The organism is Kineococcus rubinsiae (genome assembly GCF_011839805.1).
In the GTDB taxonomy this organism is placed as follows: domain Bacteria; phylum Actinomycetota; class Actinomycetes; order Actinomycetales; family Kineococcaceae; genus Kineococcus; species Kineococcus rubinsiae.
On record NZ_VWPY01000024.1, the window covers coordinates 45,879 to 60,815 of the forward strand.

The window sequence follows — 14,937 nt, forward strand, 5'->3', positions numbered from 1 at the left end:
GACGGACGTGCGCGGGGCCGAGCTGGCGGCGGTGTACTACGCCCGCGCCGTCCGCCCGCTGCTCGACCGGCACTGGCCGGAGCTGCCCCACGCCGCGGGGCGGTGGGGCGCGGGCTCGGACGTCCTCGGCCTGGACGACGAGGTCTCCCGCGACCACGACTGGGGCCTGCGGCTGACGCTGCTCGTGCCGCCCGGCCACGTCGGCCCCGTGGACGAGGCCCTGGCCGCGGAGCTGCCCGCCGAGGTGGCCGGGCACCCGGCGCGCTTCGCCACGACGTCGGACCCCACGGCGCGGCACCGGGTCGAGGTCTCCACCGTCGCCGGCGTGGCCACCGCCCGCCTCGGCCTGGACGCCACGGGGCCCTGGGACGCGCTGGACTGGCTGAGCCTCACGGGGCAGGCCGTGCTGGAGGTCACCGCCGGTCCGGTCCTCACCGACACCGCGGGGGAGCTGACCCGGCTGCGCGAGCGCCTGACCTGGTACCCCGACGAGGTGTGGCGCCACGTCGTGGCCTGCGACTGGGTGCGGCTGCAGCAGGAGCTGCCCTTCGTGGGGCGCACCGCCGAGCGCGGCGACGACCTGGGCTCACGGCTCATCACGGCCCGCCTGGCCCGGGTCGCGGTGCACCTCGGGTTCCTGCTGGAGCGCACGTGGCCGCCCTACGCGAAGTGGACGGGCACCCTCTTCGACCGGCTGCCCCGCGCGGGCGCCGTGGGACCGCTGCTGTCCGCGGCCGTGCGGGCGGAGCGCTGGCCCGAGCGCGAGGCCGCCCTCGTCGCGGCGCTCGAGGACCTGCTGGGGGTGCAGCGCGCCGCGGGCCTGCCGGCGCCGGAGCGGGCCACGGAGCCCTTCCACGACCGGCCCTACCGCGGGGTCGCCGACGACGTGGTGGCCCGGCTCCGCGCGGACCTGCGCGACCCGCAGCTGCGCGCGCTGCCCCCGGGCGTCGGGTCGCTCGAGCAGTGCGTCGACAACGTCGACGTCCTCGTCGCGACCGAGCGCCGCGGCGCGCTGCTGTGGGCGGCGGCGGGCGGGGTGGGGCGCGCCCCCGGGGGCGGGGGAGGGGACAGGCCCTAGCCTCACCTGCGTGACGGAGCTCCAGCGCAGCGGTCCGGCCGCCCAGGGCGTCGACGCCCGCGGCATCGACGCCCTCCTCGACGCCCTCGAGGCCACCCCGGGGATCGAACCCCACGGCTTGGTCGTGCTGCGGCACGGCCACGTCGTCGCCGAGGGGTGGTGGGCCCCCTACACGGCCGAGCGCCCCCACCTCCTCTACTCGTTCAGCAAGAGCGTGACGTCCACCGCGGTCGGCCTCGCCGCCGCCGAGGGCCTGCTCACGCTCGACGACACCGTGCTCTCGCACTTCCCGGAGCTCGACGCCGAGGTCACCGACCCGCGCAGCCGCTCGATGCGGATCCGCGACGTCGCCGCGATGGCCAGCGGGCACCGGCAGGAGATGGTCGAGGCCGCGCACCGCGAGGACCCGGCGGACCTGGTCCGCGGGTTCCTGCGCCTGCCGCCCGAGCAGGACCCGGGCACCGTGTTCACCTACAACCAGCCGTGCACCTTCGCCCTCGCGGCGATCGTCCAGCGCGTCACCGGGCAGCCGCTGACGGAGTACCTGCGGCCCCGGCTGTTCGACCCGCTGGGCATCGGCGAGGTCGGCTGGCAGCGCGACGCCTCGGGGCGCGAGATCGGCTACTCGGGCCTGCACGCCCCGACCGAGGCGATCGCGGCCGTCGGTCAGCTGTACCTGCAGCGCGGCGAGTGGCAGGGCCGGCAGCTGCTGCCCGCGGCCTACGTCGAGGAGGCCACGCGGGCCCACATCAGCACCGCCGCGGAGGAGAACCCGGACTGGGCGCTCGGGTACGGCTTCCAGTTCTGGCTGTCCACGCACGGCTACCGCGGCGACGGGGCCTACGGGCAGTTCTGCCTCGTCCTGCCCGAGCACGACGCCGTCGTCGCCATGACGACGGCGGCCACGGACACGCAGGCCCAGCTCCGCGCCGTCTGGGAGCACCTCGTCCCCGCCTTCGCCGACGCCGCGCTGGAGCCCGACGAGGCGGCCGAGACCGCGCTGGCGTCCCGGCTCGCGGCACTCGCCCTGCCCGCGCCGGGTGCGGCGCTGACGAGCGCCCCCGACGACGCGGCCGCGTGGGCGGGCGCCTTCGCGCCGGCCGACGCGAGCGCCCCCGGGCCCGCACCGCAGCAGGTCCTGCTCGACGGCGGGGCGGACGGCTGGACCCTCGTCCTGGCCGAGGGCGACGTCCGCCTCGAGGCGGGTCTCGGCACGGGGGAGTGGGTCGTCTCCGCACCGCAGGGCCCCGACGGCCTCGCCGTGCCGGTCGCGGTGAGCGGCGGGTGGCGCGCGGACGGCGCGCTGGAGGTCGCCGTGCAGTTCCTCGAGACGCCGCACCGGCTGGTGCTGGTCCTGACGCTCGACGGGCGCACGTTCACCACGGCGTGGGCGACGCAGCCCCTGCACGCCAGCCCCCTGTGGCACCTGAGGTCCCCCGTCCGCGGCTGACCCGCCCCGCGGGAGGACCCGTCGCGGGTCCTCCCACTGGGGGGTTCACGGGCACGTGCTCGCGAGCCCCGCGACGAGGACCGCGTTCATCGGCCGCTCCAGGGGGTCGGCGGCCGGGTCGGTGGCCGTGCCCGTCCAGACCAGGGTCGTCTGCCGCCGCCCGTCGGGGGAGGACAGCGAGATCGAGCGGTAGCCGATCCCGTTGCCGCGCTGGCCGAACACCAGCTCCGGCGGGACGGCGCCGCACGCGTCGCCGCCGGCCAGCAGGCCCAGGCCGTAGCCCTCGACGCCGATCTCCTGCATCGCCGCGACCCCGGCGGGTGAGACGAGCCGGTGGGAGAACAGGGCGCGGAAGAACCGCGAGACGTCGCCCGCGGTGGAGACGAGGGCCGCGCCCGCGGACCACACCGACGGTTCCTGCACCGTGGTGTCGACGGCGCCACCGGCCGGGTCCGGGCCGGTGAACAGGTAGCCGCGCAGGGCGTCCCCGGGCATCGCCGTCGTGGTCGGGAACTCCGTCGCCGTCATCCCCGCGGGCCCGAACACCCTGTCTCGCAGCACCTCCGGGAGATCCTGCCCGGTCACGTGGCGCACGAGCATCCCGAGGACGACGTAGTTCTCGTTGGAGTAGGAGAACCGCGTGCCGGGCGCGGCCGTCCACGGCCGGCGCAGCGCGTCGGCCACGAGCTCCTCGTCGCTCCAGCGGTGGGCGACCGCGGCCGTCAGCTCCTGCGCGGTGGAGCCGTCGAGCGCGCTCGAGCTCGGCAGGCCGCTCGTGTGGTCGAGCAGCTGGCGCACGGTCACGCCCCGCTCGGGCGGCAGCACCCCGGGCAGGACGGCGTCCACCGGGTCGTCGAGGCCGAAGCGGCCCTCCTCCGCGAGCTGCACGACGACGGTGGCGACCACGGCCTTCGTGGTGCTCGCGATCCGGACCGGCGCGTCGACCGTGGCGGGAGCCCCGCTCGTGCGGTCGGCGATCCCGGCGGCGCCGCTGGACACCCGGTCGCCGTCGCGGACGTCCGCGACCGCGCCCACGGCGCCGGCCGCGACGAGGGCGTCCAGGGCCGCGCGGACGTCGGCGGGCAGCGGTGCGGCGGCCGGGGTGGTGGTGGTGGGCGGGGTGGTGGCGGGCGGAGTGGTGGAGGTCGCCGAGGGGGTGCCGTCACCCGCGGTCGCGGGGGAGCAGCCCGCCAGCAGGAGCACCGCGGCCGCGGCGCCGGCGGTCGCAGGACGGAGGATCCGGCCGGGGTTCCACGCGGGGAGGTCCATGCCCCGAGCCTGCCCGCGGCCCGGGGCGGGGACCCGTGCCGCGGCGCACGAGGATCCGTGAACTCCTCACGGGTCGCCCGTGCCGGACGCGGAGACGGCCACCCCGCCCGGGGGCGAGGTGGCCGGTCCGCCGGTGACCGTCCGTCAGTCGCCTCGCGGCGGTTCGCCGCTCGAAGCGGCTGGGGTGAGGCCCGGGGACATGGTCGGAAACGGTCACTCCCGTCAGGTGTCGGCACGCCGGGCCCCCGACTGCAGCCCCTAGGGTCGGCGGACCGCCACCCCGAGGAGACCGCCGCACCGCCGCACCGCCGCCCGCAACCCCAGCGCCCCTGTCGCCCGCACCCCCGCGTCCCGCCCCGGCCGGGGCGGTGCTGCCCGACGGGCGCCCGGCGGCGGCGGCCTGGACGCTGGACCCGGCCCTGCGGCACCTCAACCACGGCTCGTTCGGGGCGGTCCCGCGGGTGGCCCAGGAGGCGCAGGCGCGGCTGCGGGCCGAGCTGGAGGCCTCGCCGCAGACGTGATTCTCGACGCTGCCCGCCCGGCTGGCCGCCGCGCGCGCCCGGGTGGCCCCGCACCTCGGGGTCCGGGCCGACGACCTCGCGTTCGTCCCGAACGCGAGCGGCGGCGCGAGCGTCGTGTTCGCGAGCCTGCCCGCGCGCCCCGGCCTCGAGGTCGTCGTGACCGACCACGGCTACGGCGCCGTCACGGCCGGGGCCGAGCGGCTCGCGCGCCGGGCCGGCGGCACGGTGCGCCGCGCCCACGTCCCGCTCGCGGCGAGCGCCGAGGAGGCGTGCGCCGCGGTCGTCGCGGAGTTCGGCGACCGCACGGGCCTCGTCGTCGTCGACCACGTCACCTCGCCCACCCGCGCGGTTCCTGCCGGTCGCGGAGATCTCCGCGGCCGCCGCGGAGCGCGGCATCGCCGTCCTCGTCGACGGCGCCCACGTGCCCGCCCTCGTCGCGGACCCGCTCGCGGGCGTGGCCTGCGACGTGTGGGTCGGGAACCTGCACAAGTTCGCGTGCGCCCCGCGCGGTGCGGCCGTCCTCGTGGCGCGCGGTCCGCTGGCCCGGCAGCTGCACCCGCTCATCGACTCGTGGGGCTTCGACCAGCCGTTCCCGCACCGCTTCGACCACCAGGGCACCCTCGACGAGTCCAGCTACCTCGCCGCACCCGTCGCGCTCGAGTTCGTCGAGCAGACGTGGGGCTGGGAGTCGTTGCGTCGCAGCCTGGCCGAGCTGGCGGAGTTCGGGGCCGCGACGGTCGCGGCGGCGTTCTCCGAGCGCACGGGCGAGGACCACCGGCCGGCCGTCGGGATGCCCGTCGGCCCGCAGCAGCTGGTCCGGCTGCCCGCGCCGTTCGGGCGGGGCGGGCACGCCGAAGCGGGAGTGCTGCGCGACCGGGTGCTCGCCGAGCTCGGCGTCGAGACCGCCATCACGGCCTTCGACGGCACGGCGTACCTGCGGGTGTCCGCGCACGCCTACAACACCCCCGACGACTACGAGGACTTCGCGCAGCGCTGCGTCCCCGTGCTGCTGGACTGGGCCACCGCCTGAGCGGCAGGCCGCGCGCGGGTCAGGCCTGCTGCGCGGCCAGCCGGACGGCGGCGTCCGCCGCGCCGTAGCCGTCGTAGCCCCCCACGCGCTGCACGACCTCGACGAACAGCTCCCGGCTCAGGGCCGCGGTGTAGAAGTGCAGGAACTCCCCGTCCGCGTCCCGGTCGTACAGCACGTGCGCCGACCGCAGGCGCCGCAGCAGGTCCGGGTCGAGCTGGAACCGCGCCTCGAGGTCGTCGTAGTAGTTCCCGGGGATGGCCAGGACCCGCCCGCCGCGGGCCGTGAACGCGGCCGCGGCGGCGAACACGTCGGAGCACGCGAACGCGACGTGGCCCGCGCCCGTGGCGCGGCCCGCGAGGAGCGTCGCGGACGGGACGACGTTGAGCACCAGCCGGATCCCCGCCGTGCGCGAGCGCAGGGCGCGGCTGCGGACGAGCCCCTGCGGCCCCGGGACGACGGTGACCTCCGAGGGCAGCAGGTCCAGCACCGACTGGAAGAACAGGGCGGCGGTGTCGAACTCCCCGAACCGCTGGGGCAGGGCGACGTGGTCGACGTGCGTCAGCTCGCCCGCCGAACCCGTCGCATCCCCGTCCTCCGGAACCGCCCCGTTCTCCGGCGCGGCCCCGTCCGCGAGGGCGTCGGGGACGAAGTCGGCCAGCCAGCTGTCGTCCGCGCCGCCGTCGGTGCGGCAGAACTGCACCCACGTCGCGTCGGGTGCGGCCAGCGACGGGATGTCGACCTCACCGGGGCCGACGGCCCGGGTGACGACCGGGGCCAGCAGCTGCCGGGCGCGGGCGCCCAGGCTCGCGGGGTCGGCCGTCTCCACGCCGAGGGAGGAGATCCGCGCCCGCACGTCGGGCGTGCGCGTGTTGACGACGACGCGGACCCCGCCCGCGCTCCACAGCTCCACGGGCCCGCTGCGGTGGGACCCGGTGCGCCGCAGCCCGAGCTGCCCCAGCAGGGTCGTCACGTCACCCGCGTGCTGCGGAGAGGTCGCCACCTCGGCGAAGGCCCAGGACGCCGGGGCGGGCGCGACGGGCAGCACCGGCAGCGCGACCGCGCTGACCGCGAGAGCCTCTGAGGGAGCGGGTGCGCACCCGGGCCGGGCCGCGACCCGGTCGGCCAGCTGCCGCAGCGACCGCATGGCGTCCACCGCCGTCCCGCGCGGGTCGGACTGGCGGAAGACGTCGTTGAACACCTCCAGCGACAGCGGCCCGGTGTAGCCCGCGGCGAGGACGTCGGCGAGGAACCCCTCGAGGTCGAACGCGCCCTGGCCGGGGAAGCAGCGGTGGTGCCGGCTCCAGGGCAGCACGTCCATGGACATCCGCGGCGCGTCGGACAGCTGCAGGAAGAACAGCTCCCCGGGGCGCACGTCGGCGAGGCCGCCGGTGTCGTCGCCGCGGGAGAGGACGTGGAAGGAGTCGAGGCAGACGCCCACGGCCGGGTGGTCGGCGGCGCGCGCGATGCGCAGCGAGTGCCGGTAGTCGTCGACGTGGCTGCCCCAGGCGAGCGCCTCGTAGGCCAGCCGCACCCCGTGCTCCGCGGCGACCGCACCCAGGTCGTGCAGCTGCGCGGCCAGCCGGTCGTCGTCGCGCACGGCCCCGGGGTGCACGGAGGAGCAGACGAGCAGGAGGTCGGTGCCGAGTTCGCGCGCGACCTCGCACTTGCGGTGCAGGCGGTGGTGGACACGTGCGACCTCCGCCGGGTCGACGTGGTCGGGGTCCCGGAAGGGCTGGAACAGGGACACCGCGAGGCCGAGGTCCGCCGCCCGGCGCCGCACCTCGGCCGGGGTCAGCGCGCAGCTCAGCAGGTCGGGTTCGAACACCTCGACGGCGTCGAAGCCCGCCGCCGCCGCCGCGGCCAGCTTCTCGGGCAGGGGACCGGACAGGCAGACGGTCGCGATGGAGGTCCGCACGCCTCCACCCTGCCACCCGGGGCCGCCGCGGAGGCGGCGAGGCGGCCCGGTGTCCACCGTCCGGGCGACCGGCACCGCCCTCCTCGACCCGTGCCCCGACGGCTGGGCCGGGTGCCGCGGGGTGCGGGCGGTGGGCGTCCCGGTGCCCTCGTAGGGTCGGGCCGTGGCCCCGACGACCGACCCCAGCCCGCCCACCGCCGCCGTCCCCGGCGCCCGCACCGGTGCGGACGCCGTGACCTCGCGCGCCTTCGCGGCCGTCCTGTTCGACCTGGACGGCACGCTCGTGGACTCCAGCCAGGCCATCCTGCGCAGCTGGACGACGTGGGCGGTCGAGGCGGAGGTGACGGCCGAGCAGATCGCCGCGGCCCACGGCCACGGCCGCCCCGCCGCGGAGATCGTCGCCGAGCTGGTCGGTCCGGACGACGTCGCGCGCGCCATCGCCCGCATCGACGAGCTGGAGACCGCCGACGTCGCCGACGTCGTCCTGCTCCCCGGCGTCGCCGAGGCCCTCGCGGCGCTGCCGCCGCAGCGCTGGGCCGTCGTGACGTCCTGCGGGGCCCAGCTGGCCGCGGCGCGCCTGCGCGCCGGCGGGGTGCCGCAGCCGTCGGCCCTGGTCACCTTCGACGACGTCGAGCGCGGCAAGCCCGACCCGGCGTGCTTCCTGCTGGGCGCCGAGCGCCTCGGCGTCGACCCCGCCCACTGCCTCGTCGTCGAGGACGCCCCGGCCGGCCTGAGCGCGGCGCGCGCCGCGGGGTGCGCGACGCTCGCCGTGCGCACCACCCACCCGCAGGGGCCGCTGGACGCCGACCTCGTCGTGGACCGCCTCACGGCGGTCCGCCTGGTCACCGGGCCCGACGGGGTCCGCGTCTCCCTCGTCTGAGGCCCTCGTCCGACATCGCCCCGTCTGACATCGCCGGGTGACGACAGCGGGCGCGACACGCCCCGCGGCCTGCGCGGTCCCGGGGCGAGGGGCGCGCACCATCAGGGGTGCCGGACCGCGCAGCCCGCGGCGGTCCCGGCCGACGGTGAGCACCGCAGGACGACGACCCCGGGACCCGACATGACCACCAGCACCCACACCATCACCTGGACCCACCGCGCCGACGGGTCCCTGCACGCCGAGCTGGCCTGCAGCGCAGCGGTCGGCGCCGACTGCCGGCTCGTCTGCGTCGACGGCTGCGAGGACGGCGACGCCCACCACCACGTCTACGCCGACGCGGGCCACTGCACCGCCGTGGCGTCCATCCGGGCCGCGGGCGTGCACCGCGAGTACGCCGGGCCGCCGTCCGTCCCGGCCCGCTCCGGGCCCGTCGAGCTCGTCGCCGACGACGGCTGGGGCTGGCGCTACGCCGAGCCCGCCGACGCCGGGAGCCTCGCCGCCTGAACGCGCCGCCCGAGCCTCCCGACACCCGGCGCGTGTAACGCCCCGGAGGCGGAGCCCGATGGTGCCTCCGGACCCGGTTGCTGCCCGGACCCCCGAGCGGGCAGCGACCGGGTCCTCGCACGTCCGGAGGTATCCGGCAGCCCCCGCGACGCCCCGGCCGGGTCGGTCGCCGGGCGCGGCCCGGGACGGCGGTAACCTCGGAGCATGCCGACGGCCACCGCCCCGCGACCCTCCCGCCCGTTCGGTGCGGTCCTGACGGCCCTGGTCACGCCCTTCACGGCCGACGGGCGCCTCGACGTGGACGCCGCGGCGGCCCTCGCGCAGCGCCTCGTGGCCGAGGGGCACGACGGCCTGGTCGTCAGCGGCACCACCGGCGAGTCCCCGACGACGTCGGACGAGGAGAAGGACCGCCTGCTGCGCGCGGTCCTCGAGGCCGTGGGGGACGAGGCGTCCGTCCTCGCGGGCGTGGGCACCAACGACACCGCGCACACGTGCGAGCTCGCGCGCGCCGCGGAGAAGGCGGGCGCCGCCGGCCTGCTGGTCGTCACGCCGTACTACTCCAAGCCCCCGCAGGCCGCGCTCCTGCAGCACTTCCGCACGGCCGCGGACGCCACGGGCCTGCCCGTGATGCTCTACGACATCCCCGGCCGCGCCGGGGTGGCGATCGACACCGAGACGCTGGTGCGCATCGCCGAGCACGACCGCGTGGTGGCCGTGAAGGACGCCAAGGGCGACCTGTACGCCACCTCGTGGGTGATGGCCCGCACGGACCTCGCCTACTACTCCGGCGAGGACGCCCTCAACCTCGCCCTGCTCGCCCACGGCGCCTCGGGCGTCGTGAGCGTCGTCGGGCACGTGGCGGGCCGGCAGTACCGGCAGATGGTCGAGGCCGTCGACGCGGGCGACCTCGTCGCGGCGCGCGCCGTGCACACGCGCCTGCTCCCGGCCGTGCGCGCGATCATGACCCGCACCCAGGGCGTCGTCGCGGTGAAGGCTGCGCTGCAGCTGACCGGCGCGCTGACGACCCGCACCACCCGCCCCCCGCTGCTCGACGCGACGGACGAGGAGGTCGCGCTGCTGCGCACCGACCTCGACGCCGCCCGGCTGCTCCCGGCCGCGGGCGGGCACCACCCCCAGGACACCTGATCCACACCACCACGACGGCGGCTCGCGAGAGCCGCGGAGGAGCCGCATGAGCCACCCCCACCCCGAACTCACGTCCCCGCCGAAGCTGGCCGACGGCGCCCTGCGCGTCTACGCCCTCGGCGGGATCGGCGAGGTCGGGCGCAACATGACGGTCTTCGAGCACCGCGGGAAGCTGCTGATCGTCGACTGCGGCGTCCTGTTCCCCGAGGACCACCAGCCCGGCGTCGACCTGATCCTCCCCGACTTCGGGCCGATCCGGGACCGCCTCAAGGACGTCGTCGCGCTGGTGCTGACGCACGGGCACGAGGACCACATCGGTGCGGTGCCGTACCTGCTCAAGCTGCGCAACGACATCCCCCTCATCGGTTCGCAGCTGACGCTCGCGCTCATCGAGGCGAAGCTCAAGGAGCACCGCATCCGCCCCTACACCCTCGGGGTGAAGGAGGGGATGACCGAGCAGCTCGGGCCGTTCTCGTGCGAGTTCATCGCCGTGAACCACTCGATCCCCGACGCGCTGGCCGTCGCCATCCGCACCGACGCGGGCCTCGTCCTGCACACGGGCGACTTCAAGATGGACCAGCTCCCGCTCGACGGGCGCATCACCGACCTCAACGCGTTCGCGCGCCTGGGCGACGAGGGCGTGGACCTGTTCTGCGTCGACTCCACCAACGCCGAGGTGCCGGGGTTCACGGCCCCCGAGCGCGGGATCGGCCCCGTCCTGGAGCAGCTGTTCGGCCGGGCCGAGCGGCGCATCATCGTCGCGTCGTTCTCCAGCCACGTGCACCGCGTGCAGCAGGTGCTCGACGCCGCCGACGCCCACGGCCGCAAGGTGGCCCTCGTCGGGCGCTCCATGGTGCGCAACATGGGCATCGCCGCCGAGCTCGGCTACCTCAACGTGCCCAAGGGCGTCCTCATCGACATGAAGCAGGTCGAGGACCTCCCCGACGACCGCGTCGTGCTCATGTGCACGGGGTCGCAGGGCGAGCCCATGGCGGCGCTGTCCCGGATGGCCAACCGCGACCACCGGATCTCAGTCGGCGTGGGCGACACCGTCGTGCTGGCGTCCTCGCTCATCCCCGGCAACGAGAACGCCGTGTTCCGCGTCATCAACGGCCTGTCCCGCATCGGGGCGACCGTCGTGCACCAGCAGAGCGCGAAGATCCACGTCTCCGGCCACGCCAGCGCCGGCGAGCTCCTCTACTGCTACAACATCCTCAAGCCGCGCAACGTCATGCCGGTGCACGGCGAGTACCGCCACCTGCTGGCGAACCGCGACCTGGCGATCCAGACCGGCGTGCCGCGCAACCGCGTCGTCATCGCCGAGGACGGCGTGGTCGTCGACCTCGTCGACGGTGTCGCGAAGATCGTCGGGGCGGTCCCGGTCGGGTTCGTCTACGTCGACGGCTCGAGCGTCGGCGAGATCACCGAGGCCGACCTCAAGGACCGCCGGATCCTCGGCGAGGAGGGGTTCATCTCGGTGTTCGTGGCCGTGGACTCCGTCACCGGCAAGGTCGTCTCCGGCCCCGAGTTCAACGCCCGCGGGTTCATCGGCGACGGCGAGGACCGCTTCAACGCGATCCGCACCAAGGTCGAGAACGCCATCAACGAGGCCTCGACCGGCCCGGTGGACACCCACCAGCTGCAGCAGATCGTGCGGCGCACCGTCGGCACCTGGGTCGCCCAGGCGCACCGCCGCCGCCCGATGATCGTCCCGGTCGTCGTCACCGCCTGACGGTCCCGACGCGCAGCGGGCCGCGGCACCCCTCGGGGGCCGCGGCCCGCTGCCGTCTCAGCCGGGGGGAGCGACGTCCCGTGCGGCGGGGTCGCCCGGGGCGCCGTCACCCGGGGCGGTGTCAGCCGGGGCGCGATCAGCCGGGGCGGGGCCCGCGACGGCGAGCGCGGCGCCGAGGCTGAGCGTGCGCACGACGGACTCCAGCGGGCCGCGGCCCACGAACGTCCGCCAGGCCGACGCCAGGACGCACCCGGCGAGGACGTGCGCGGCGAGCAGGACGCCGGGCCGCGTCGAGCCGTCCGCGGGGACGAGGGCGATGGCCACGACGTGCGCGGTGTAGACGGTGAGGGGCATGCCGCCGAACGCCGCGAGCGGGCTCAGTGCCAGCGCGACGACGTGCGGCAGCAGCAGCGTCAGGCCGAGCACCGCGAGCGCGCACCCGCTGGTGTGCAGCAGGTCCGGCGGGGTGCCCGAGTGCGGTGAGCGGACCGCGAGCCACCACCACGTCTGCGTCGGGACGGTGCCGTAGAACACCGCACCCCGCAGGACGCCCACGGCCGCGCGCCCGCCCAGCGGCCCCAGCAGCAGGGCGCTCGCGATCCACGCGGCGGCCGCCAGCGCGGCCCCGCCCGCCAGCAGCCGCACCCCGGTCAGCGCGTCGCGCAGGTCGCGGCGGGAGACCGCGAGCCCCAGCAGCAGGTACCCCGTCCAGCCGATCACCGGGTAGTAGCCCGTCACCAGCAGGGTCGGCAGCAGGTCGAGGGGGTGCAGCAGCGAGGCGAGCGTCGGCTGGTCGCCCGGACCCGGCGGCAGGTGGCGACGCAGTGCGAAGGCCGCGAACGGGGCCAGCAGGAGCCAGCCGGCCGCGAGCGGGAGCAGGCGCCGCGCGGGCCACCACAGCACGGGCAGCACGGCGAGGAACGCCAGGCCGTAGTACGGCAGGATCACCGCGATGTTCGTGCCCAGGTCGACGAGCAGCATCCCGACCAGCCCGATCAGCAGCCCGCGGACCAGGATCGAGACGCGGGCCGCGACCCGGGCGCGGCGCTCGTCCGCGCGGCGGTGGGCCAGCCCGAGCGAGACGCCCGCGAGGACCGCGAAGGCGGCCGACGCCCGGCCCTCGGAGAGCTCGTACAGCGTCAGCGGGACCCCCGTGTCCCGGGCCGAGACGATGTGCGCCGCCATCATCCCGGCGATCGCGAGCCCACGCGTGAGGTCGACGCCGACGACGCGGTCCGGCCGGGTGCGCGGGGGAGTCTGCGGGGGCGCCTGCACGCCCTCCAGTCTGCCCGCCGCGCCCCCGGCCCCGCCCTCGGCGCCCCCGGCCCCTGCGCTCCGGCTCTGCCCTCTGCGCTCCGGCCCGGTCCGCCTCGCCTCAGGCCTGCTGCAGCCCCGGCGTCCCCGCTTCGACGACGAAGCTCGCGCGGGTGCCGACGGTGGCCCCCGGCTGCGACACGGCGTCGAGCACCCGGAAGTCCGCCCGCAGCTCCTTGCGGTCGATGCGGGTCACCACGTAGCCGCGCTGGTTGTTGGCCAGCTTCAGGTCCGGGTTGTCGGCGAGCTCGCTGTCGCGCGTGGCGTAGGCGTCCCCGCCGTCGCCGCCGGACGTGATCGAGGTGCAGACCAGCTCCACGCCGACCGGGGCCGAGGCGGACTCCGACGGGTTCCGCGTCAGGTCGGCCGCGTAGTGCTTGTGCACGTCACCGGAGAGGACGACCGGGTTCTCGACACCGCGCTCGACGATGCCGTCGAGGATGCGCTGGCGGTTCGCCGTGTAGCCGTCCCAGGAGTCGGGGTTGAAGCCGCGGGCGGCGCCGGGCACGTAGTCGTGCTCGGCGAACATGACCTGCTGGCCGACCACCTGCCACGTCGCCGCCGACCCGGCCATCCCGTCCAGGAGCCAGGCCTCCTGCTCCGCGCCGGTGATCGTGCGCTGCGGCTGGTCGCGCTCGGGACCGCTGGTGGGGAACTGGTCCCCTCCGGGCTGGTCGTCGCGGTACTGGCGCGTGTCGAGCACGTGGAAGCTCGCGAGCGTGCCCCACTCCAGGCGGCGGAACAGCTGCAGGTCGGCCCCCTTCGGGCGCTGGGCGGCGCGCAGCGGCATGTTCTCGTAGTACGCCTGGTAGGCCGCCGCGCGGCGGGCCGTGAACGCCTCGAGCGTCGGGTAGGGGTCCTGGTCCTCCGCGACGAGGTCGGCGTAGTTGTTCTCGACCTCGTGGTCGTCCCAGGTGACGATCCAGGGCGCCACCGCGTGCGCGGCCTGGAGGTCCGGGTCGGCCTTGTACTGGGCGTGGCGCTGGCGGTACCCCGCGAGCGTCGTGGTCTCGGGGCCCTGGTGGTCGCGGACGTTGCCGGCGCCGGGCGCCACGTAGTCGCGCGGGGCGTACTCGTAGATGTAGTCGCCGAGGAAGAGGACGACATCGGGCTGCTCCTCCGCGAGGCGGCGGTACGCCGTGAACCAGCCGTGCTCGTACTGCGCGCAGGAGGCGAACGCCATGGTCAGCGCCCCGCCACGGCTGTGCGGGGCCGGCGCCGTGCGGGTGAGGCCGGTGGGCGAGACGTGCTGCGTACGACCGTCGACCTTGAAGCGGTAGGAGTACTCGGTCCCGGGCCGCAGGCCCGAGAGCTCCACGTGCACGCTGTGCCCGAGCTCGGGGCGGGCGCTCGCCCGGCCGCGGCGCACGCGCCGACGGAACAGCGGGTCCTCCGAGAGCTCCCACTGCACCTCCACGGCCCGGTCCGGCATGCCGCCCCGGCCGTCGCGCGCGTAGGGCTCCAGGGCCAGGCGGGTCCACAGGACCACGCCGTCGGGGGTCGGCTCCCCGGAGGCCACGCCGAGGGTGAACGGGTCCCCGCTGAGCGAGGGCGCCGCGCCGCTCGTCAGCAGGCCGGCGCCGAGGACGGCGCCGCCGCCCAGGACCGCCCGGCGGCCGACGGGCTGGGCGAGGGGGGACGGCAGGGGCGGGGTGGTGAGGGACACGGGGACTCCCGGGGGTCGGTGCGGGGCGCGCCGCACCGCGACCGGGTGGTCGGGGCGGCGCTGCTGTGCGGTGGCCCGGGACGCGCTGTGTCCCGGCCGCGACCGACGGTGGCCCCGGTGCACGAACGGCCGGGGTGCCCGCCGGTGACGCGACCGTGAACGCACGGCGGAGCCTTGCCCCCCGCCGGGCCGTGCCCCGGCCTTGCCCCGGCCGCACCCCGGCCGCGGGCGCGCCGCCCCGCCGCGGGGGCCCCCGCTGGGTACGGTGACGCCATGGCCACCCGGACGACCCCGCGCTCCACCGCGTCCAAGGGGTCCAAGGGGTCGACGCCCCTCGCCAAGTCCTCCGGCGCGAGGTCCGCCGCCGCGAAGGGGTCCTCGCCCGCGAAGCAGGCGCCCCGCAAGCCGGCCGGCGCCCGCCCGGCCGGCAAC

At 76.6% G+C, this 14,937-nt stretch carries 13 protein-coding genes; 8 read left to right on the plus strand and 5 right to left on the minus strand.

Annotated elements, in window-relative coordinates; translation table 11 throughout:
- The first annotated feature begins 7 nt into the window (after positions 1-7).
- Positions 8-1,078: a DUF4037 domain-containing protein gene (locus F1544_RS26355; protein WP_167585987.1), complete on the plus strand. Its 1,071-nt coding sequence runs from the start codon at positions 8-10 to the stop codon at positions 1,076-1,078.
- 10 nt (positions 1,079-1,088) lie between these two features.
- Positions 1,089-2,528, plus strand: a complete 1,440-nt coding sequence (locus F1544_RS12945; RefSeq protein ID WP_167585989.1) for a serine hydrolase domain-containing protein — start codon at positions 1,089-1,091, stop codon at positions 2,526-2,528.
- 45 nt (positions 2,529-2,573) lie between these two features.
- On the opposite strand, the gene F1544_RS12950 is transcribed toward F1544_RS12945, so the two are convergent.
- The gene (locus tag F1544_RS12950) at positions 2,574-3,797 is read right to left on the minus strand and encodes a serine hydrolase domain-containing protein (protein ID WP_167585991.1); all 1,224 of its coding nucleotides are present in this window, start codon (positions 3,795-3,797) and stop codon (positions 2,574-2,576) included.
- Between the two features lie 368 nt (positions 3,798-4,165).
- On the opposite strand from F1544_RS12950, the gene F1544_RS23540 reads away from it, so the two are divergent.
- Complete coding sequence (locus F1544_RS23540; protein WP_208971792.1) at positions 4,166-4,318, plus strand: hypothetical protein; 153 nt, start codon at positions 4,166-4,168, stop codon at positions 4,316-4,318.
- Positions 4,319-4,488: 170 nt separating this feature from the next.
- Here the strand turns inward: F1544_RS23540 and F1544_RS23545 are convergent, their stop codons facing one another.
- Entirely contained in the window at positions 4,489-4,659 is a 171-nt protein-coding gene (locus tag F1544_RS23545; protein WP_208971793.1) for a hypothetical protein, read from the minus strand.
- A 53-nt stretch (positions 4,660-4,712) separates the two neighbouring features.
- On the opposite strand from F1544_RS23545, the gene F1544_RS23550 reads away from it, so the two are divergent.
- Complete coding sequence (locus F1544_RS23550) at positions 4,713-5,348, plus strand: aminotransferase class V-fold PLP-dependent enzyme (protein WP_308470054.1); 636 nt, start codon at positions 4,713-4,715, stop codon at positions 5,346-5,348.
- A 19-nt stretch (positions 5,349-5,367) separates the two neighbouring features.
- Here the strand turns inward: F1544_RS23550 and F1544_RS12960 are convergent, their stop codons facing one another.
- Positions 5,368-7,263, minus strand: coding sequence for a sugar phosphate isomerase/epimerase and 4-hydroxyphenylpyruvate domain-containing protein (locus tag F1544_RS12960; protein ID WP_208971794.1), 1,896 nt, complete (start codon positions 7,261-7,263; stop codon positions 5,368-5,370).
- Between the two features lie 232 nt (positions 7,264-7,495).
- On the opposite strand from F1544_RS12960, the gene F1544_RS12965 reads away from it, so the two are divergent.
- From F1544_RS12965 to F1544_RS12980, 4 genes are all read left to right on the plus strand, one after another.
- The gene (locus F1544_RS12965; RefSeq protein ID WP_167585995.1) at positions 7,496-8,143 is read left to right on the plus strand and encodes an HAD-IA family hydrolase; all 648 of its coding nucleotides are present in this window, start codon (positions 7,496-7,498) and stop codon (positions 8,141-8,143) included.
- Positions 8,144-8,323: 180 nt separating this feature from the next.
- Entirely contained in the window at positions 8,324-8,647 is a 324-nt protein-coding gene (locus tag F1544_RS12970; RefSeq protein WP_167585997.1) for a hypothetical protein, read from the plus strand.
- 204 nt (positions 8,648-8,851) lie between these two features.
- Entirely contained in the window at positions 8,852-9,793 is a 942-nt protein-coding gene (gene dapA, locus F1544_RS12975) for a 4-hydroxy-tetrahydrodipicolinate synthase (RefSeq protein WP_167585998.1), read from the plus strand.
- A 46-nt stretch (positions 9,794-9,839) separates the two neighbouring features.
- Positions 9,840-11,525, plus strand: coding sequence for a ribonuclease J (locus F1544_RS12980; RefSeq protein WP_167586000.1), 1,686 nt, complete (start codon positions 9,840-9,842; stop codon positions 11,523-11,525).
- Positions 11,526-11,582: 57 nt separating this feature from the next.
- Here the strand turns inward: F1544_RS12980 and F1544_RS12985 are convergent, their stop codons facing one another.
- Complete coding sequence (locus tag F1544_RS12985; RefSeq protein ID WP_167586002.1) at positions 11,583-12,800, minus strand: heparan-alpha-glucosaminide N-acetyltransferase domain-containing protein; 1,218 nt, start codon at positions 12,798-12,800, stop codon at positions 11,583-11,585.
- A gap of 100 nt (positions 12,801-12,900) precedes the next feature.
- Positions 12,901-14,505 (minus strand): alkaline phosphatase D family protein, encoded by a 1,605-nt coding sequence (locus F1544_RS12990; RefSeq protein WP_308470053.1) that lies wholly within the window; start codon positions 14,503-14,505, stop codon positions 12,901-12,903.
- Positions 14,506-14,937 lie beyond the last annotated feature (432 nt).